The organism is Streptomyces sp. NPDC052020 (assembly GCF_040680575.1).
Classification (GTDB): domain Bacteria; phylum Actinomycetota; class Actinomycetes; order Streptomycetales; family Streptomycetaceae; genus Streptomyces.
The window spans coordinates 91,987-106,947 of the sequence record NZ_JBFAWY010000003.1 but is presented as its reverse complement, the minus strand read 5'-3'; the positions used below and the strand labels follow the sequence as shown (position 1 = coordinate 106,947).

The window sequence follows — 14,961 nt, the reverse complement described above, 5'->3', positions numbered from 1 at the left end:
CCGCTGCGCCTGGAGCACCCGCTGGGTGATCAGCCATTGCAGCGGCGCGCTGCCGGTCAGCGAGCGGAAGCGGCGGTCGAACGTACGGCGGCTCATGTACGCGCGGGCCGCCAGCGTCTCCACGTCGAACTGCTCGTGGAGGTGCTCCAGCGCCCAGGCGACGACCTCGGCGAGCGGGTCGGCGCCGATCTCCTCCGGTAAAGACCGGTCGAGGTAGCGCTCCTGGCCGCCGCTGCGGCGCGGCGGCACCACCAGTCGCCGGGCCAGCGCGCCGGCCGCCTCGCTGCCGTGGTCGGTGCGCACGATGTGGAGGCACAGGTCGATGCCGGCCGCCGTGCCCGCCGAGGTCAGCACGTCCCCGTCGTCGACGAAGAGCTCGCGCGGGTCGACGTGCACGGACGGGTAGCGCTTGGCCAGCGTGGGCGCGTACATCCAGTGCGTGGTCGCGGGGCGGCCGTCCAGCAGGCCCGCCGCGGCGAGTACGAAGGCACCGGTGCACAGCCCGACGATGCGGGCACCCTCCTCATGGGCCCGGCGCAGGGCTTCGAGCGCCTCCTGGGGCGGTGGCGAGGTGATCGATCGCCACGCGGGTACCACCACGGTGCCGGCCCGGGAGATCGCCTCCAGGCCGTGTGGCGCGGTCAGCTCCAGGCCCCCGGTGGTGCGCAGCGGGCCCTCCTCGCCCGCGCACACCAGCAGGCGGTAGCGCGGTACGCCGGCGTCCTGGCGGTCAACCCCGAACACCGACAGCGGTATGGAACTCTCGAAGATGGGGCCGCCGCTGAACAGCAGCACCGCGACGATCTCCTTGCGGCGTCGCCCGGACAGCTTCCGGGCCGTGATGTCCGGCGCGGCAGCGGAGTCGTGGCTCATCCTGCTAAGCCCCCCTCGGTGGTCGCGGCTCCTCGGTTGTGTCGCTCCTGCACGTTTCCCCTCGGTCCTGCACGAGTCCCCCGCCGTAGACGGTCATGATCGAATCTACTGTGTTCCGTCACGCCGACGTGGCCGGTTCGGTACGCGGCACATTGTCGACATGACAACTTGGCGTGAAGCATTCGATCACGAAGCGTTGCACTCGCGGGCGCCACAGGGAAGTGCGCCTTGTGGCAGTGGCCAATCCCCATAGGGTGCGCGGGGCCGCCCAGACCCTTTTTGTGCAGGTGGAACGGTGGTTGGGGGGTGGTTCGGGCAAGGGAAGCGCACCATGCAGAAGTTGGCTGAAAAGAAGCGGGGGCGTGCACGGAAACCGGTCAGCCGACCGGTGCGCTCCCCTTGCCCCGCCGACCGCCCCCGCGCGCCCCCGGCGCGGTGTCCCCGTGCCCCGCGGGCGGGCCGCCCGCGCACCGTTCCGACCGGCGCAGGAGCACCCGGCAGGCGCCGGTGACGGCGGCCAGGCCGAGGGCCGTGCCGGCGGCGCCCGCGAGGGAGGTGCCGCACCACAGGAGCACGACGGGGACGAGGACGCAGCTGAACGCGGCCCAGCGGACCAGATCGGTGATGCCGTCGAGCCCCCGCGCCTCGGCGCGGCGCGGCCGGGGAGGTGTCTCGGGGGACGCGGCGGGGTCGTGCGGCTGGGGCATGGGAGGCTCCTGGGGCGGGTGGTCCACGGGGATCAGCGGTGGTCCACGGGGATCAACGGCCGCCGCATCCGTCGGTCACTGTCCGTCTCCGCGCGACCCCCGCGACGTCACTCCCAGGGGGAATCAAATACCCCGCAAACCGCCTGTACAGCGCAGCAACCATTGCGTTACGGGCGTCCCCTCGTGCATGCTCCGGGGAACCGCCACGGAGAGTGCGCGGGATCTGGGCTAAGGAGGCGTGCCGCCGTACCCTTGCGGGTATGGGGTCGGGAAGACCATTCCCGGACACAGCTCCGCCGCACACGGATGTCCCACCCATAAAGGATCACAACGCCGAGACAGCCATGGCCGGTCACGAATTCTTCGAACCCGCGGACCGCAAGCGGCCGGTCGCCGACCCTACGGCGGCCGACCCCCTGGCGGCGGAAGAGCTTCACCACGCGTGCGATCCCGCCTTCAGGCACGGCGTGGTCGTCGGCTTCGACGGCTCGCTCTCCAGCGAGCGCGCCCTCGCCTACGCGATCGGCATGGCCCGGCGGCTGGGGTCGGGCCTGATCATCGTCCACGTGGCCAACCGGCTGCCCACCACCGTGTGGGCGGGCTGCGAGCCCCCCGTCTTCGTGGACGTGCCGGACCACCGCACCGAGGTGCTGGGCCTGGAGCTGGCGTGCGCCGACTACCTGACCGAGGTGCCGTGGATCCTGGTCGAGCGCGGCGGCGACATCTGCCACGAGCTCGAAGAGGTGGGACGGGAGTACGAGGCGGACGCGATCGTCGTCGGCTCCACGCACGGGATCGTGGGCCGTATCTTCGGCTCCGTCGCCGGCCGGCTCGCCAAGCGGGCACAGCGGCCCGTCGTCGTCATTCCCTGAGCTCCCCGGGCTCCCCGAGCCCTCTGGAGCTCCCCGCCCCCGCGCCGAGGACGCCAACTACCGCGCGAGGACGTTCGATTCGCCCCTCCGTTCGTGTGTTCGCGCCTGTGCGACGGGCATATACCGGTCGATGCACCACCGCGCACGACGGGAAGGCGGCCTTCCCGCACGCGCCGCCGGCCGGGGGGTGACGGCCACCGGCCGGCACCCCCCGGGCCGGGGCAGGGACGGCCCCGCCCAAGGGAGCGACCCCCTGTGCGGATGGCACAGGGGGTCGCGCGGGTCCGGCGGGATACGGGGATCTACTCCACCGTCACCGACTTGGCCAGGTTGCGCGGCTTGTCGATGTCCCGGCCCAGCGTCAGCGCCGTGTGGTAGGCGAGGAGCTGGAGCGGGATGCCCATGAGGATCGGGTCCAGCTCGTCCTCGTTCTTCGGCACGACGATGGTGTGGTCGGCCTTGGCCTGTTCCTGGTGGGCGACGGCGAGGATCCGGCCGCTGCGGGCCTTGATCTCCTCCATGGCCGCGCGGTTCTTCTCCAGCAGGTCGTCGTCCGGCACGATCGCGACGGTCGGCAGCGCGGGCTCGATCAGCGCGAGCGGGCCGTGCTTGAGCTCGGAGGCCGGGTACGCCTCGGCGTGGATGTAGGAGACCTCCTTGAGCTTCAGGGAGGCTTCGCGGGCGACCGGGTAGCCGCGGACCCGGCCGATGAAGAGCATCGAGCGGGCCTCGGCGAACTGCTCGGCCAGCTTCCTGACCTCTTCCTCCTGCTCCATGATCTCGGAGATCTGCTGGGGCAGCCGGCGCAGGCCCTCGATGATCCGCTTGCCGTCCCGGACGGACAGGTCGCGGACCCGGCCCAGGTGCAGGGCGAGCAGCGCGAAGGCGACGCAGGTGTTGGTGAAGCACTTGGTCGACACCACGCAGACCTCGGGCCCGGCGTGGACGTAGATGCCGCCGTCGGCCTCGCGGGCGATCGCGGAGCCGACCACGTTGACCACGCCCAGCACCCGGGCGCCCTTGCGCTTGAGCTCCTGCACGGCCGCCAGCACGTCGTAGGTCTCGCCGGACTGGGAGACGGCGACGTACAGGGTGTCGGGGTCGACGACCGCGTTGCGGTAGCGGAACTCCGAGGCCGGCTCGGCGTCGGCGGGAATGCGGGCCAGCTCCTCGATCATCTGGGCGCCGATCATGCCCGCGTGGTAGGAGGTGCCGCAGCCGAGGATCTTCACCCGGCGGATCCGGCGCGCCTCGCGGGCGTCCAGGTTGAGGCCGCCCAGGTGCACGGTGGAGAACCGGTCGTCGATGCGGCCGCGCAGCACGCGGTCCACGGCGTCGGCCTGCTCGTGGATCTCCTTGTGCATGTAGGTGTCGTGGCCGCCCATGTCGTAGGAGGCGGCCTCCCACTCCACGGTGGTGGGCTCGGCGGTGGTGCGGGTGCCCTCGGTGGTGTAGGTGCGGAAGTCGTCGGCCTTGAGGGTGGCCATCTCGCCGTCGTCGAGGGTGACTATCTGGCGGGTGTGGGCGACCAGGGCTGCGATGTCGGAGGCGACGAACATCTCCTTCTCGCCGATGCCGAGGACGACCGGGGAGCCGTTGCGGGCGACGACGATGCGGTCCGGGAAGTCGGCGTGCAGCACGGCGATGCCGTACGTGCCCTCGATCAGGCGCACCGTCTCGCGGACCTTGTCCTCCAGCTTCTCGGCCTGCGAGCGGGCGATGAGGTGGACGAGGACCTCGGTGTCGGTCTCGGAGAGGAACTCCACGCCGTCCGCCTCCAGCTTGCGCCGCAGGTCGGAGGCGTTGTCGATGATGCCGTTGTGGACGACGGCGACCTTGCCCTCGGCGTCCAGGTGCGGGTGGGCGTTGACGTCGGAGGGGGCGCCGTGGGTGGCCCAGCGGGTGTGGGCGATGCCGGTGGTGCCCTTGAAGCGCGCCGGGACCTTGGCCTCCAGGTCGCGGACCCGGCCCTTGGCCTTGACCATCTTCAGGCCGGCCGCCTTCGGGGAGGTGACGACGATGCCCGCCGAGTCGTAGCCCCGGTACTCCAGCCGCTGAAGGCCCTCCAGCAGCAGGGGAGCGACGTCACGCTTCCCGATGTATCCGACGATTCCGCACATAGATACGTATTCCTCAGCCGTAGACGATGCGGCGCAGCTGGCGGAGCGACAGCTCCGGCGGTGCCACCGCCCGGTATTTCAGGTCCGCCTCGATCCGCTCGAAGATCGCAGCGTTCACCAGGCCCTGGGCCTGGAGCTCGCGGTGGCGGCGACGGACGTAACTCTCGGTCGTCTCGTCGAAGTAGGCGAGCACGTCCTGGATCACACGCAGCGCCTCGCCCCGGCTCAGGGGCGTCGACCGCGTCAGATGATCAACGAGTTCGTCGTGCACCCGGTAGATCCTGGGGTACCGCCGACGGTTTCGCAAGAATCCTGCCCGAATTCGGGCAGGATTCGGCCGGTGGGCGCGTCGGACACGGCTTTACGGGTGTTTTGCGGGGATATGTCGTTCCGAAGTCGAGGCGGCCGGTTCACATCCGCTTGAGCACCGCCTGCTTGGCCAGCGCGAACTCCTCGTCCGTCAGGACGCCGGCGCGGTGCAGGTCGCCCAGCTCGCGCAGCCGCCGCAGCAGCGCGTCGTGTTCGTCCTCCGGGGCCGGCGCGGGCTCGGCGGCGGGCGCGCCCGCGGGTGACGGCGCGGGGCGCTCGGCGGCCGGGCGGGCCGGGTGCGGCAGCCGGGCCTGCACGGCGGCGGCGACCAGTGCCATGAGCGGGTCCTTCTTGAATCCCCACAGCTCCACGGCGTTGGGGTCGTACTTGGCCGGTGCCTCGGTCGGCGCGTTGCGCACGGTGAAGCGCAGCTGCCCGTTCTCCAGGCCGACCGCCGGCTGCCACTCCACGGCGGCGATGTCGGCCAGGGCCAGCGTGCGGGTGCCCGCGGCGGCCTTGGCGTCCTCCGTCTTCCAGTTCCACTCCAGGCGGACCTGCTCGCCGTCGAAGCTCGCGGTGCCGTCCCCGGCCGACACCGACACCGGCACGGCCGGCCCCGGCAGCAGGTACTCGTCCAGCGGGCCGGCCGGCACCTGCTCCAGCAGCAGGGCGTTGCGGACCTCGTCCACGAGGTACTCGGCGACGCCGTACCGGTCGGGCTCCACGGTCAGCCCGTAGGGGTCGTGCGGCTCGGCCAGCCGGCCGCCGGTGGCGTGCAGCAGCGGGTCCGCGCCGTCCCGCAGGCGCAGCCGCAACCGCCCCGACCTGCGCCCCTGCTCGAACGACACCCCCGCCAACGCCCGCAGCGGGACCGTGAGTTCACCCAGGGTTCTGCGCAGCAGGCCGACGTTCTTGTCCCGTCCCGGAGTCAGCCGCAGGGCGTCGCCGTCGAAGACCCACGTGCCGTCCTTCTGGATGATTTCCGCCATGGGGTGATTGTTTCACCGGATGTGCGGGAGAGTGGTCTATACCCGTCCGGGGATCCCTTGCGGGGCCCCGGAGTTGAGCCGAAGGGAGCGCATGTGAGACGGCACGCACGGCACCACAGAACGACTCCCCGCATGACCCGGCTGCTCGGCACCCTGCTGCTGGTGGCCGCCGGCACCTTCACCGCCTCCGGCGCCGCGGCGGCACCGGACGCCGCGGACCCCGTCCCCCTGGACCGGGTGATACCGGCCCCCGCCTCGGTCGACCCGGGCGGATCCCCGTACCGCGTCACGCGCGGCACCCACATCCGCGTCGACGGCACCCGCGAGGCCCGCCGGGTCGGCGAGTACCTCGCGGAGGTGCTGCGGCCCTCGACCGGTTACCGGCTGCCCGTCACCTCGCGCGGCGAGGGAGGCATCCGGCTGCGCCTGGCCGACGGCCCCCACGGCGCCGAGGGCTACCGCCTCGACAGCCGCCGCTCGGGCGTCACCATCACCGCCCGCGAGCCCGCCGGCCTCTTCCACGGCGTCCAGACGCTGCGGCAGCTGCTGCCGCCCGCCGTCGAGAAGGACTCCGTCCAGCCGGGCCCCTGGCTGGTGGCGGGCGGCACCATCGAGGACACCCCGCGCTACGCCTGGCGCGGCGCCATGCTCGACGTCGCCCGGCACTTCTTCACCGTCGACGAGGTCAAGCGGTACATCGACCAGATCGCCCTCTACAAGATCAACAAACTGCATCTGCACCTGAGCGACGACCAGGGCTGGCGCATCGCCGTCGACTCCTGGCCGCGCCTGGCCGCCTACGGCGGTTCCACCGAGGTCGGCGGCGGTCCCGGCGGCTACTACACCAAGGAGCAGTACAAGGAGATCGTGCGTTACGCGGGCTCGCGCCACCTGGAGGTCGTGCCCGAGATCGACATGCCGGGCCACACCAACGCGGCCCTCGCCTCCTACGCCGAGCTGAACTGCGACGGCGTGGCGCCCCCGCTCTACACCGGCATCAAGGTCGGCTTCAGCTCGCTGTGCGTCGGCAAGGACATCACCTACGACTTCGTCGACGACGTCGTCCGCGAGGTCGCCGCCCTCACCCCGGGCCGGTACTTCCACATCGGCGGCGACGAGGCGCACTCCACCAGCCACGCCGACTACGTGGCCTTCATGGAGCGGGTCCAGCCGGTCGTCGCCAAGTACGGCAAGACCGTCATCGGCTGGCACCAGCTCACCGGCGCCGTCCCGGCCGAGGGGGCGCTCGCCCAGTACTGGGGCCTGGACCGCACCAGCGCCGCGGAGAAGGCGCAGGTGGCCAAGGCCGCGCAGAACGGCACCGGGCTGATCCTGTCCCCGGCCGACCGGTCCTACCTGGATATGAAGTACACCAAGGACACCCCGCTCGGCCTGTCCTGGGCGGGTTACGTCGAGGTGCGGCGGTCCTACGACTGGGACCCGGGCGCCTACCTGCCGGGCGCGCCCGCCTCCGCGGTCCGGGGCGTCGAGGCGCCGCTGTGGTCGGAGGCCGTCGACAACTCCGCCCACATCGACTACATGGCCTTCCCCCGGCTGCCGGGCATCGCCGAGCTGGGCTGGTCCCCGGCGTCCACGCACGACTGGGACGCCTACAAGGAGCGGCTCGCGGCGCAGGGGCCGCGCTGGGAGGCGCTGGGCATCGGGTTCTACCGGTCGCCCCAGGTGCCCTGGCCGGCGCAAGGGTAGGAAGCCGGACGGGCACCCCGGCGGACCGTACGTCCGGGGTGCCCGTCCGCCCGCGCGGGGCCTACCGCCCGGCGAGGGGGTTCTTCAGGGTCCCCACCAGCTGGAGCGCGCCGGAGGGGTCCGCGAGGTCGACCATCTGCTTGTTGTCGCGCAGCTGGAGCCGGTTGAGGCAGGACAGCGCGAACTCGGGGGCGAACATGTCGTACCGGGCGAACTTGTCGGCCAGTTCCGGCACCGACTCCTGGTACGCGCGGGTGACCTCCGCGACCGTGTCCCAGAAGCCGTCCTCGGAGAGGATGCCCTCGGTGGCGAGGTTCGCGGCGAGGAAGCGGAAGTAGCAGTCGAAGACGTCCGTGAAGATGGAGAGCAGCTTCTGCTCGTCCGGCACCTCGACGCGGATCCGGGACACCTCCGGCGGCAGCACCGCGTCGGGGTCCATGACCGCGATCTCCTCGGCGATGTCCTTGTAGACCGCCCGCTGCACCACGCCGTCCTTCAGGACCAGGATGACGTTCTCGCCGTGGGGCATGTAGACCAGGTCGTAGGCGTAGAAGCTGTGCAGCAGCGGGGTGTAGTACGCCCGCAGATAGTGCCGCAGCCACTCCTTCGGCGTCAGCCCGGACCGCTCGATCAGCGCGCCCGCGAAGGACGCCCCCTCGTGGTCGACGTGGACCAGGGAGGCCATGGTGGCCAGCGACTCGCCGTCCCGCAGGGAGGGCACCGGGCTCTCCCGCCACAGCGCGGCGAGCATCTTGCGGTAGGGCGAGTAGCGGTCGGTGGCCTGCTCGTACTCCAGGTGCCGGTAGCCGACGGCCGCCCGCTCCCGGATGATGGACAGGCCCGTCGACTTCAGCACCGGGTCGCCCTCGATCAGCTGGGCCAGCCAGTCGTTGATCGCCGGGGTGGCCTCCATGTAGGCGGCCGACAGCCCGCGCATGAAGCCCATGTTGAGGACGGACAGGGCCGTCTTCACGTAGTGCTTCTCGGGGTGGGTGGTGTTGAAGAAGGTCCGGATGGACTGCTGCGCCAGGTACTCGTCGTCGCCCTCGCCGAGCAGGACGAGGTGCCGGCGGGCGACCTCGGCGGCGAAGGTGACGGAGAGCTTGTTCCACCACTGCCAGGGGTGGGCCGGGATGAGCAGGTAGTCGGCCGGGTCCAGGCCCTGGCCGGTGAGGACGCCGTGGAAGCGCTCCACGGTCTCCTCGCCCAGCTCCTGGCGGACGAAGGACTCGTACTCGATGCCGGCGCCGGCCGTGAACGCCGCCCGGGAGCGGTGCGCGGCCAGCCACACCAGGCGGATCGGGCTCGCCGTCTCGGGGGCGTACGACAGGTACTCGTGGATGCCGAAGCCGAGCCGCCCGTTGTTGGCGACGAAGCAGGGGTGGCCCTCGGTCATGCCGGTCTCGACGGCCTGGAAACCGGCGCGCGCCAGCTCGGCGGAGGTCACCCGCGGCTTGGTCAGCTTGTAGCAGGTGCCGGAGAGGGTGGAGGAGATCTCCTCCAGGTACACCGGCAGGATCTCGTCGCTCAGCTCCAGGGACTCCTTCAGCTCGATGAAGAAGTCCAGGGCGGCGAGCGGGAGCTCGGCCCCGTCGCGGTGGCGGGTGATCGAGGCGGCGTCCACCTGCCAGTGGTCCAGGGCGCGGCGGACGGCGGTGAACCGGTAGCGGGTGAGGCCGTCGTCGCTGCGGACGACGTACGCCTCCCCGTCCGGCTCGGGGGTGATGAGCCGCTCGTGCGCGAACTCGGCGAGCGCCTTGCGGATCAGCAGGCGGTTGGCCTTCTCCCAGCGCTCGGGGGTCAGGTGGGCGACGGCGTCGGCGAGGCTCACGCGGACACCGCCTTCTCGAACTGCTCGCGCGTGCAGAAGCTCAGCAGCGCCTTCTTCTCGGGCTTCTGTATCTCCCGTTCGGGCACGAAGCCGACGGCCGCGTTCAGGGCGTGCACCGCCTTGTTGGCCACGTCGGGCTCCACGACCACGCGCCGGGTCGCCGGGTCGGCGAACAGGAACTCCATCACGGCGGTGATGACGGCCCTGGTGAAGCCGTGGATCGGGCGCTCGGCCGGCGCGACCAGGAAGTGCATGCCGACGTCGCCCGGCTCCGGCTCGTACAGGCCGACCAGTTCGCGCTGGGCCGGGTCGTACTTCTCCATCAGGAAGGCGGGCTCGCCGTCGTGCAGGCCCAGGTAGGCGTGGTGGTGCTCGTCGGCGGCGATCTCCATGTACGCGCGCTCGACATCCTCCAGCCGGGCGTCCTGCATCATCCAGAACGCGGCCTTGGGGTGGGTGACCCAGCCGTGGAGCAGCTCGGCGTCCCGGGTGGGGTCGAGGGGGCGGAAGGTGAGGGATCCGATGCCGGTGGTGGTGCTCATACGCCGAACTCCTGGAACGCGATGGTCTTCTCGACCGGGTAGTACTCCCTGCCGAGCAGCTCACGGATGATGTAGCTGTTGCGGTAGGCGCCCATACCCAGGTCGGGCGAGGTGATGCTGTGGGTGTGGACACCGGCGTTCTGGAGGAAGACGCCCTGGCCGGTGACGTCGATGGCGTAGTTGCGGGCGACGTCGAAGTTGCCCTGGGCGTCGTAGCGCAGCCGGTCCCGGACCGGCTTGAGGAACTCCGGCTCGACGTAGCGGTAGCCGGTGGCCAGGATCAGCCCGTCGGAGCGCAGCTCGAAGTCCTTGCCCTGCTCCTCCTGGCGGAAGGCGAGGGTGTAGGTGCCGTCCTGGTACCGGGCGTCGGTGAGCGCCGAGTTGGTGAGCAGGCGGGTGGGGACCGGGCCGCCGAGGTTCTTCTGGTACAGCAGGTCGAAGATCTCGTTGATCAGGTCGCCGTCGATGCCCTTGAACAGGCCCTTCTGCTCGGCGGTGAGGCGGTAGCGGGTGGCCTCCGGCAGCGCCCGGTAGTAGTCGATGTACTCCGGGGAGGTCATCTCCAGCGTGAGCTTGGTGTACTCCAGGGGGAAGAAGCGCGGGGAGCGCGTCACCCAGTTCAGCTCGTAGCCGTGGACGTCGATCTCGCCGAGCAGGTCGTAGTAGATCTCGGCGGCGGACTGGCCGCTGCCGACCAGCGTGATCGACTTCTTCTTCGTCAGCTCCGCCCGGCTGTGCACATAGCGGGAGTTGTGGATGAAGTCGCCGGCCAGGCCGCGGCAGGCGTCCGGGATGTACGGCGGGGTGCCGGTGCCGAGGACGAGCCGGCGGGCGCGGTAGGTGTCACCGCCCGTCGTGCGCACCACGTACAGCTCGTTCTCGTACGTCACCTCGGTGACCGTCGTGGAGAAGCGGATGCTGCTCAGCTTGGACGCGGCCCAGCGGCAGTAGTCGTCGTACTCGACCCGCAGGGGGTAGAAGTTCTCGCGGATGTAGAACGAGTACAGCCGGCCCTTCTCCTTCAGGTAGTTGAGAAAGGAGTAGGGGGAGGTCGGGTCGGCGAGGGTGACGAGGTCCGACATGAACGGGGTCTGGAGGTGGGCGCCGTCCAGGAACATGCCGGCGTGCCACTCGAAGTCCGGCTTGGACTCCAGGAAGACGCCGTTCAGCTCGGCGATGGGCTCGGTCAGGCAGGCCAGGCCGAGGTTGAAGGGGCCCAGTCCGACCCCCACGAAGTCGTAAGGGGTTTCCGGGGCTTCAGGACGCGCGGTCAAGGGACTCTCCCAGGTACTGCTCGGCGTGGCCGGCGATCAGGTCCAGGACGGCGGCGATGTCGGACGCCTTCGTCTCGGGATTGAGCAGGGTGAACTTCAGGTAGTGGCGGCCGGCCACCTTGGTGCCCGCGACCACCGCGTCGCCGGAGGCGAACAGGGCCTTGCGGGCGTAGAGGTTGGCGCGGTCGATCTCGGCGGGGTCGGTGACGGCCGCCGGGACGTAGCGGAAGACCAGGGTGGACAGCGACGGCTCGACGACGACGTCGAAGCGCGGGTCGGCGGCGAGGAGCTTCCAGCCCTCGGCCGCGAGGTCGCACACCTCGTCGAACAACTGCCCGATGCCGTCGGCGCCCATCACGCGCAGCGTCATCCACAGCTTGAGCGCGTCGAAGCGGCGGGTGGTCTGGAGGGACTTGTCCACCTGGTTGGGGATACGTTCCTGCACCATACGGCGCGGGTTGAGGTACTCGGCGTGGTACGTGGCGTGGCGCAGCGTGGCTGCGTCGCGTACCAGCACGGCGGAGGAACTCACCGGCTGGAAGAAGGACTTGTGGTAGTCGACGGTGACCGAGTCGGCGCGCTCGATGCCGGCCAGGCGGTCCCGGTACTTCAGGGAGGCCAGCAGTCCGCAGCCGTAGGCGGCGTCGACGTGCATCCACACGCCGTACTGGGCGCACAGCTCGGCGATCTCGGGGAGCGGGTCGATGGAGCCGAAGTCGGTGGTGCCGGCGGTGGCGACGACGGCCATGGGGACGAGGCCGTCGGCGGCGCAGCGCTCCAGCTCGCGGGCGAGGGCGACGGTCTGCATGCGCTTGTCGTGGTCGACGGGGACCGCGATCACGGAGTCCTGGCCGAGGCCGAGCAGTTTGGCGGACTTCTTCACGCTGAAGTGGCTGACCTCGGAGGCGAGGATGCGCAGCTTGCCGAGGTCGTCGCTCTTGGCCTCCTCGCGGGCGAGCAGCAGCGCCTGGAGGTTGGACTGGGTGCCTCCGGAGGTGAACACGCCGTCCGCGGCCGGGCCGAGGCCGATGCGCCCGGCGGTCCAGTCGATCAGCTTGCGCTCGATGAGGGTGCCGCCGGCCGACTGGTCCCAGGTGTCCAGGGAGGAGTTGACGGCGGACAGCACGGCCTCGCCGAGCACGGCCGGGATGACGACCGGGCAGTTGAGGTGGGCCAGGTAGCGGGGGTGGTGGAAGTAGATCGCGTCCCGGAGGTAGACGTCCTCCAGTTCGTCGAGGACCGCGGTGGTGTCGTGCAGCGGCCGGTCCAGGTCGATCGCGTCGATGCGCGGCGAGAGGGCGTCGACGGTGACGCCGGTGAACGGACGGTCGGTGGTGGCGAGTTTCGCGGCCACCCGCTCGACTCCTTCGGTCACGGAGCGGCGGTAGCGCTCCGCGGTGGTGTCGTTGAGCAGGTGCGAACGCATGTGGGAGTCCTCCGGTGGGACGGTCCGTGAGGGACGGGACAGGGCCAGGGCCCTGATTTCAACTTAGGTTAGCCTAACCTAATTATGAGGGGGCAAGGGCGTCACGGGTGGGACTGCCGTCACGTCGAGGCAGCCTCAAGCGGGCTTCAAGGCAGGCGGGTTCCGCCGCGCCCCGCGGATGCGGGCACGGCGGCGGGGTCGCGGCGGACCGGGGTCACTCCTGCTCGCGCAGCTGCTCCTCCGTCAGGCCCCGGCGCCAGTACCCGACGAAGGTCACCCGGCGCCGGTCGACGCCGCGCTCGCCGACGAAGTGCCGGCGCACCTGCTTCACGCAGCCGGACTCGCCCGCGATCCACGCGTACGGCCGCTCGGCGCCGGACAGGTCGGCCTCGCGCAGGGCGTCGAGGGCCAGAGGGGAGCCGTCGGCGGGGCGCTCGCGCGCGTCGCGCACCAGCCAGGTCACCTCGGCGTCCGCGGCGGTCACCGGCTCGTGCACGTCACCGGCGTGCGGCACCTCCAGCCAGACCCGGGCGCGGGTGCCGGCCGGCAGCGACTCCAGGATCGCCGAGGCGGCCGGCAGGGCGGTCTCGTCGGCCCAGATCACCACGAGGTCGGTGTCGGCGGGCGGACGGAAGCGGATGGCCCGGTTGTCGGCGACCGCGGGGCCGATCAGCAGCACCTTGTCGCCGGCGGCGGCGCGGGCGGCCCAGCGGGAGGCGGGGCCCGCCTCGACGGCCGCCCCCGGCTCGACACCGTGCAGCACGAAGTCGATGTCGATCTCGGCCGTGTGTCCGTCGGCGTCCCGGCGCAGCGCCCGCAGCGTGTAGGACCGCATCACCGCCCGCACGTCGTCCGGGAGCTCGCGCCAGCCCTGCCACCAGCCGTCGCCCAGCTCGACGGGGACGGCCGGCTCGCTCTGGCCGGGGTGCGGCAGGAACAGCGACAGCGACTGGTCGCGCCCGTCGGAGTGGAAGGCGTGCAGATCGGGCCCGGTGAAGGTGACACGGACCAGGGACGGGCCGAGCCGCCTCGTCCGTACGACCTGGAGGGAGAAGAAACGGAACGCGGCGGCTACGGCGGTGGTCACGGTGCCTCCTGACGATCAGGACGGACGGGGGATCAGCTGACCTTCTTGGCGTTCTCGATGGCCTTGGCGAGGTTCTCGACCATCGGCACACACTTGTCGTACGACAGGATCGGCTCGGGCGAGCGGGAGATGACCTGGCCGGCCTTGACCGCGGGCAGCTTCTTCCAGGTGCCCTCGCCGATGTCGGCGGGCTGGATGGCCGAGGAGCGGTCGTCCATCATGATGATGTCGGCGCCGTACTTGTCGACGTTCTCCCAGCTCAGGCTCTCGTACCAGCCGCCCTCGGCCTTGACCTCCTCCGGCGGCTCGACGAAGTTCACGCCGAGCGCCTTGAAGTACTCCAGGTCGATGGAGAGGTTGGTGCCGGAGACGTAGAACAGGTCCTGGCTGGCGGAGCCGGCCATGACCTTGATGTCCGGCTTGGCCTTGGCGGCGGCGCGCAGCCGGGCGGAGGCGTCCTCGAACCGCTTCTTGGCGTCGGTGATCTTCTTGGAGGTCACGTCGGCGCCCAGCGTCCTGGCCAGCTCCAGCATGCGCTGGAGCGGCTGGGTGAGCTGGCGGTCGTAGACGGAGACGGCGACGCTCGGGGCGCCGACCGCGGCGATCTTGTCCTTCGACTCCTCCGGCACGTACCAGAGGGTGCCCGCGTCGTCGAAGGTGGTGGTGACCAGCAGGTCGGGGGCGAGCGAGGCGTACTTCTCGATGTTGAACTGGCCCCACTCGTTGCCGAGGCTGGTCACCTTGGTGATGTCCAGGTCGCCGGCCTGCACGTCGGGCTTGCCGTCCTTGGTTCGGGTCGGCCCGAAGACGCCCTTCACCTGGACGCCGTAGTCGTGCAGCGCCGCGGCGGCACCGATGAACGCGACGATGTTCGAGGGGACCTTGCCGGCCTTGGCGGTCTGGCCGCGGTCGTCCTTGAAGGACCAGGGGCCGGACTGCGCGGCAGCCGTCTCCTTGCCCGAGCCACCGCTGTTCGCGTCGTCGTCTCCGCAGGCGGCCAGCACGGCACCGAGACCGAGGGCGCCGCCGGCGGCCAGGATTCCACGGCGGGTGAGGTGGGTAGCTCTGGCATTGGACATGGGCGTGACTGCTTTCGAACGGGGCGGAGCATCCGCCGGACAATTCGAAGGTAGGTTAGCCTAACCTCAGATCTTGTCCAGAGGGCGGGGGTCACACCGCGCCGGCCGAACAGGGCGCGCGGCGGCCGCCGCGAGGCCCTCGCGG

The 14,961-nt window shown here is 70.9% G+C and carries 13 protein-coding genes; 2 read left to right on the top strand and 11 right to left on the bottom strand.

The window, feature by feature from the left end:
- Together AB0L74_RS03770 and AB0L74_RS03765 are read right to left on the bottom strand one after the other, a co-directional pair.
- Positions 1-873: DJ-1/PfpI family protein (locus AB0L74_RS03770; RefSeq protein WP_365645228.1), on the bottom strand; the 873-nt coding region annotated here is incomplete at its 3' end.
- Between the two features lie 377 nt (positions 874-1,250).
- Complete coding sequence (locus AB0L74_RS03765) at positions 1,251-1,580, bottom strand: hypothetical protein (protein ID WP_365645226.1); 330 nt, start codon at positions 1,578-1,580, stop codon at positions 1,251-1,253.
- Between the two features lie 344 nt (positions 1,581-1,924).
- On the opposite strand from AB0L74_RS03765, the gene AB0L74_RS03760 reads away from it, so the two are divergent.
- On the top strand, positions 1,925-2,452 hold the full coding sequence (locus tag AB0L74_RS03760) for a universal stress protein (protein ID WP_365645224.1): 528 nt from the start codon (positions 1,925-1,927) through the stop codon (positions 2,450-2,452).
- Between the two features lie 302 nt (positions 2,453-2,754).
- On the opposite strand, the gene glmS is transcribed toward AB0L74_RS03760, so the two are convergent.
- The 3 genes from glmS to AB0L74_RS03745 all read right to left on the bottom strand — a co-directional run bounded on the left by glmS (position 2,755) and on the right by AB0L74_RS03745 (position 5,870).
- Positions 2,755-4,572, bottom strand: coding sequence for a glutamine--fructose-6-phosphate transaminase (isomerizing) (glmS, locus tag AB0L74_RS03755; RefSeq protein WP_365645222.1), 1,818 nt, complete (start codon positions 4,570-4,572; stop codon positions 2,755-2,757).
- Positions 4,573-4,585: 13 nt separating this feature from the next.
- A complete protein-coding gene (locus AB0L74_RS03750; protein WP_029382126.1) occupies positions 4,586-4,843 on the bottom strand; it encodes a hypothetical protein in 258 nt (85 codons plus the stop codon).
- Between the two features lie 139 nt (positions 4,844-4,982).
- Complete coding sequence (locus tag AB0L74_RS03745; protein ID WP_365645220.1) at positions 4,983-5,870, bottom strand: DUF4429 domain-containing protein; 888 nt, start codon at positions 5,868-5,870, stop codon at positions 4,983-4,985.
- A gap of 132 nt (positions 5,871-6,002) precedes the next feature.
- Between AB0L74_RS03745 and AB0L74_RS03740 the strand changes: the two genes are divergently transcribed.
- The gene (locus tag AB0L74_RS03740) at positions 6,003-7,577 is read left to right on the top strand and encodes a beta-N-acetylhexosaminidase (RefSeq protein ID WP_365645218.1); all 1,575 of its coding nucleotides are present in this window, start codon (positions 6,003-6,005) and stop codon (positions 7,575-7,577) included.
- A gap of 61 nt (positions 7,578-7,638) precedes the next feature.
- Here AB0L74_RS03740 and AB0L74_RS03735 read toward each other — a convergent pair whose 3' ends face one another.
- The 6 genes from AB0L74_RS03735 to AB0L74_RS03710 form a co-directional block, all read right to left on the bottom strand.
- A complete protein-coding gene (locus AB0L74_RS03735; protein WP_365645216.1) occupies positions 7,639-9,408 on the bottom strand; it encodes an IucA/IucC family siderophore biosynthesis protein in 1,770 nt (589 codons plus the stop codon).
- Positions 9,405-9,950: a GNAT family N-acetyltransferase gene (locus tag AB0L74_RS03730; protein WP_365645214.1), complete on the bottom strand. Its 546-nt coding sequence runs from the start codon at positions 9,948-9,950 to the stop codon at positions 9,405-9,407. Before AB0L74_RS03730 ends, AB0L74_RS03735 begins: the two co-directional genes overlap by 4 nt.
- Complete coding sequence (locus AB0L74_RS03725; RefSeq protein WP_365645212.1) at positions 9,947-11,224, bottom strand: lysine N(6)-hydroxylase/L-ornithine N(5)-oxygenase family protein; 1,278 nt, start codon at positions 11,222-11,224, stop codon at positions 9,947-9,949. Before AB0L74_RS03725 ends, AB0L74_RS03730 begins: the two co-directional genes overlap by 4 nt.
- A complete protein-coding gene (desA, locus tag AB0L74_RS03720) occupies positions 11,208-12,650 on the bottom strand; it encodes a lysine decarboxylase DesA (RefSeq protein ID WP_365645210.1) in 1,443 nt (480 codons plus the stop codon). The genes AB0L74_RS03725 and desA overlap by 17 nt, the downstream gene beginning before the upstream one ends.
- A gap of 214 nt (positions 12,651-12,864) precedes the next feature.
- Positions 12,865-13,737 carry a siderophore-interacting protein gene (locus tag AB0L74_RS03715; RefSeq protein ID WP_365645208.1) on the bottom strand — a complete coding sequence of 291 codons (873 nt, stop codon included), beginning with the start codon at positions 13,735-13,737 and terminating at the stop codon, positions 12,865-12,867.
- 32 nt (positions 13,738-13,769) lie between these two features.
- Positions 13,770-14,816 carry an ABC transporter substrate-binding protein gene (locus AB0L74_RS03710; RefSeq protein ID WP_365645206.1) on the bottom strand — a complete coding sequence of 349 codons (1,047 nt, stop codon included), beginning with the start codon at positions 14,814-14,816 and terminating at the stop codon, positions 13,770-13,772.
- Between the last annotated feature and the right edge of the window lie 145 nt (positions 14,817-14,961).

What these genes read in the sequence shown, in the direction of transcription:
- AB0L74_RS03730 (WP_365645214.1), bottom strand. Translation starts at nt 9,950, where the DNA reads ATGAGCACCACCACCGGCATCGGATCCCTCACCTTCCGCCCCCTCGAC.
- AB0L74_RS03765 (WP_365645226.1), bottom strand. Translation starts at nt 1,580, where the DNA reads ATGCCCCAGCCGCACGACCCCGCCGCGTCCCCCGAGACACCTCCCCGG.
- AB0L74_RS03760 (WP_365645224.1), top strand. Translation starts at nt 1,925, where the DNA reads ATGGCCGGTCACGAATTCTTCGAACCCGCGGACCGCAAGCGGCCGGTC.
- AB0L74_RS03740 (WP_365645218.1), top strand. Translation starts at nt 6,003, where the DNA reads ATGACCCGGCTGCTCGGCACCCTGCTGCTGGTGGCCGCCGGCACCTTC.
- AB0L74_RS03710 (WP_365645206.1), bottom strand. Translation starts at nt 14,816, where the DNA reads ATGTCCAATGCCAGAGCTACCCACCTCACCCGCCGTGGAATCCTGGCC.
- glmS (WP_365645222.1), bottom strand. Translation starts at nt 4,572, where the DNA reads ATGTGCGGAATCGTCGGATACATCGGGAAGCGTGACGTCGCTCCCCTG.
- AB0L74_RS03745 (WP_365645220.1), bottom strand. Translation starts at nt 5,870, where the DNA reads ATGGCGGAAATCATCCAGAAGGACGGCACGTGGGTCTTCGACGGCGAC.
- desA (WP_365645210.1), bottom strand. Translation starts at nt 12,650, where the DNA reads ATGCGTTCGCACCTGCTCAACGACACCACCGCGGAGCGCTACCGCCGC.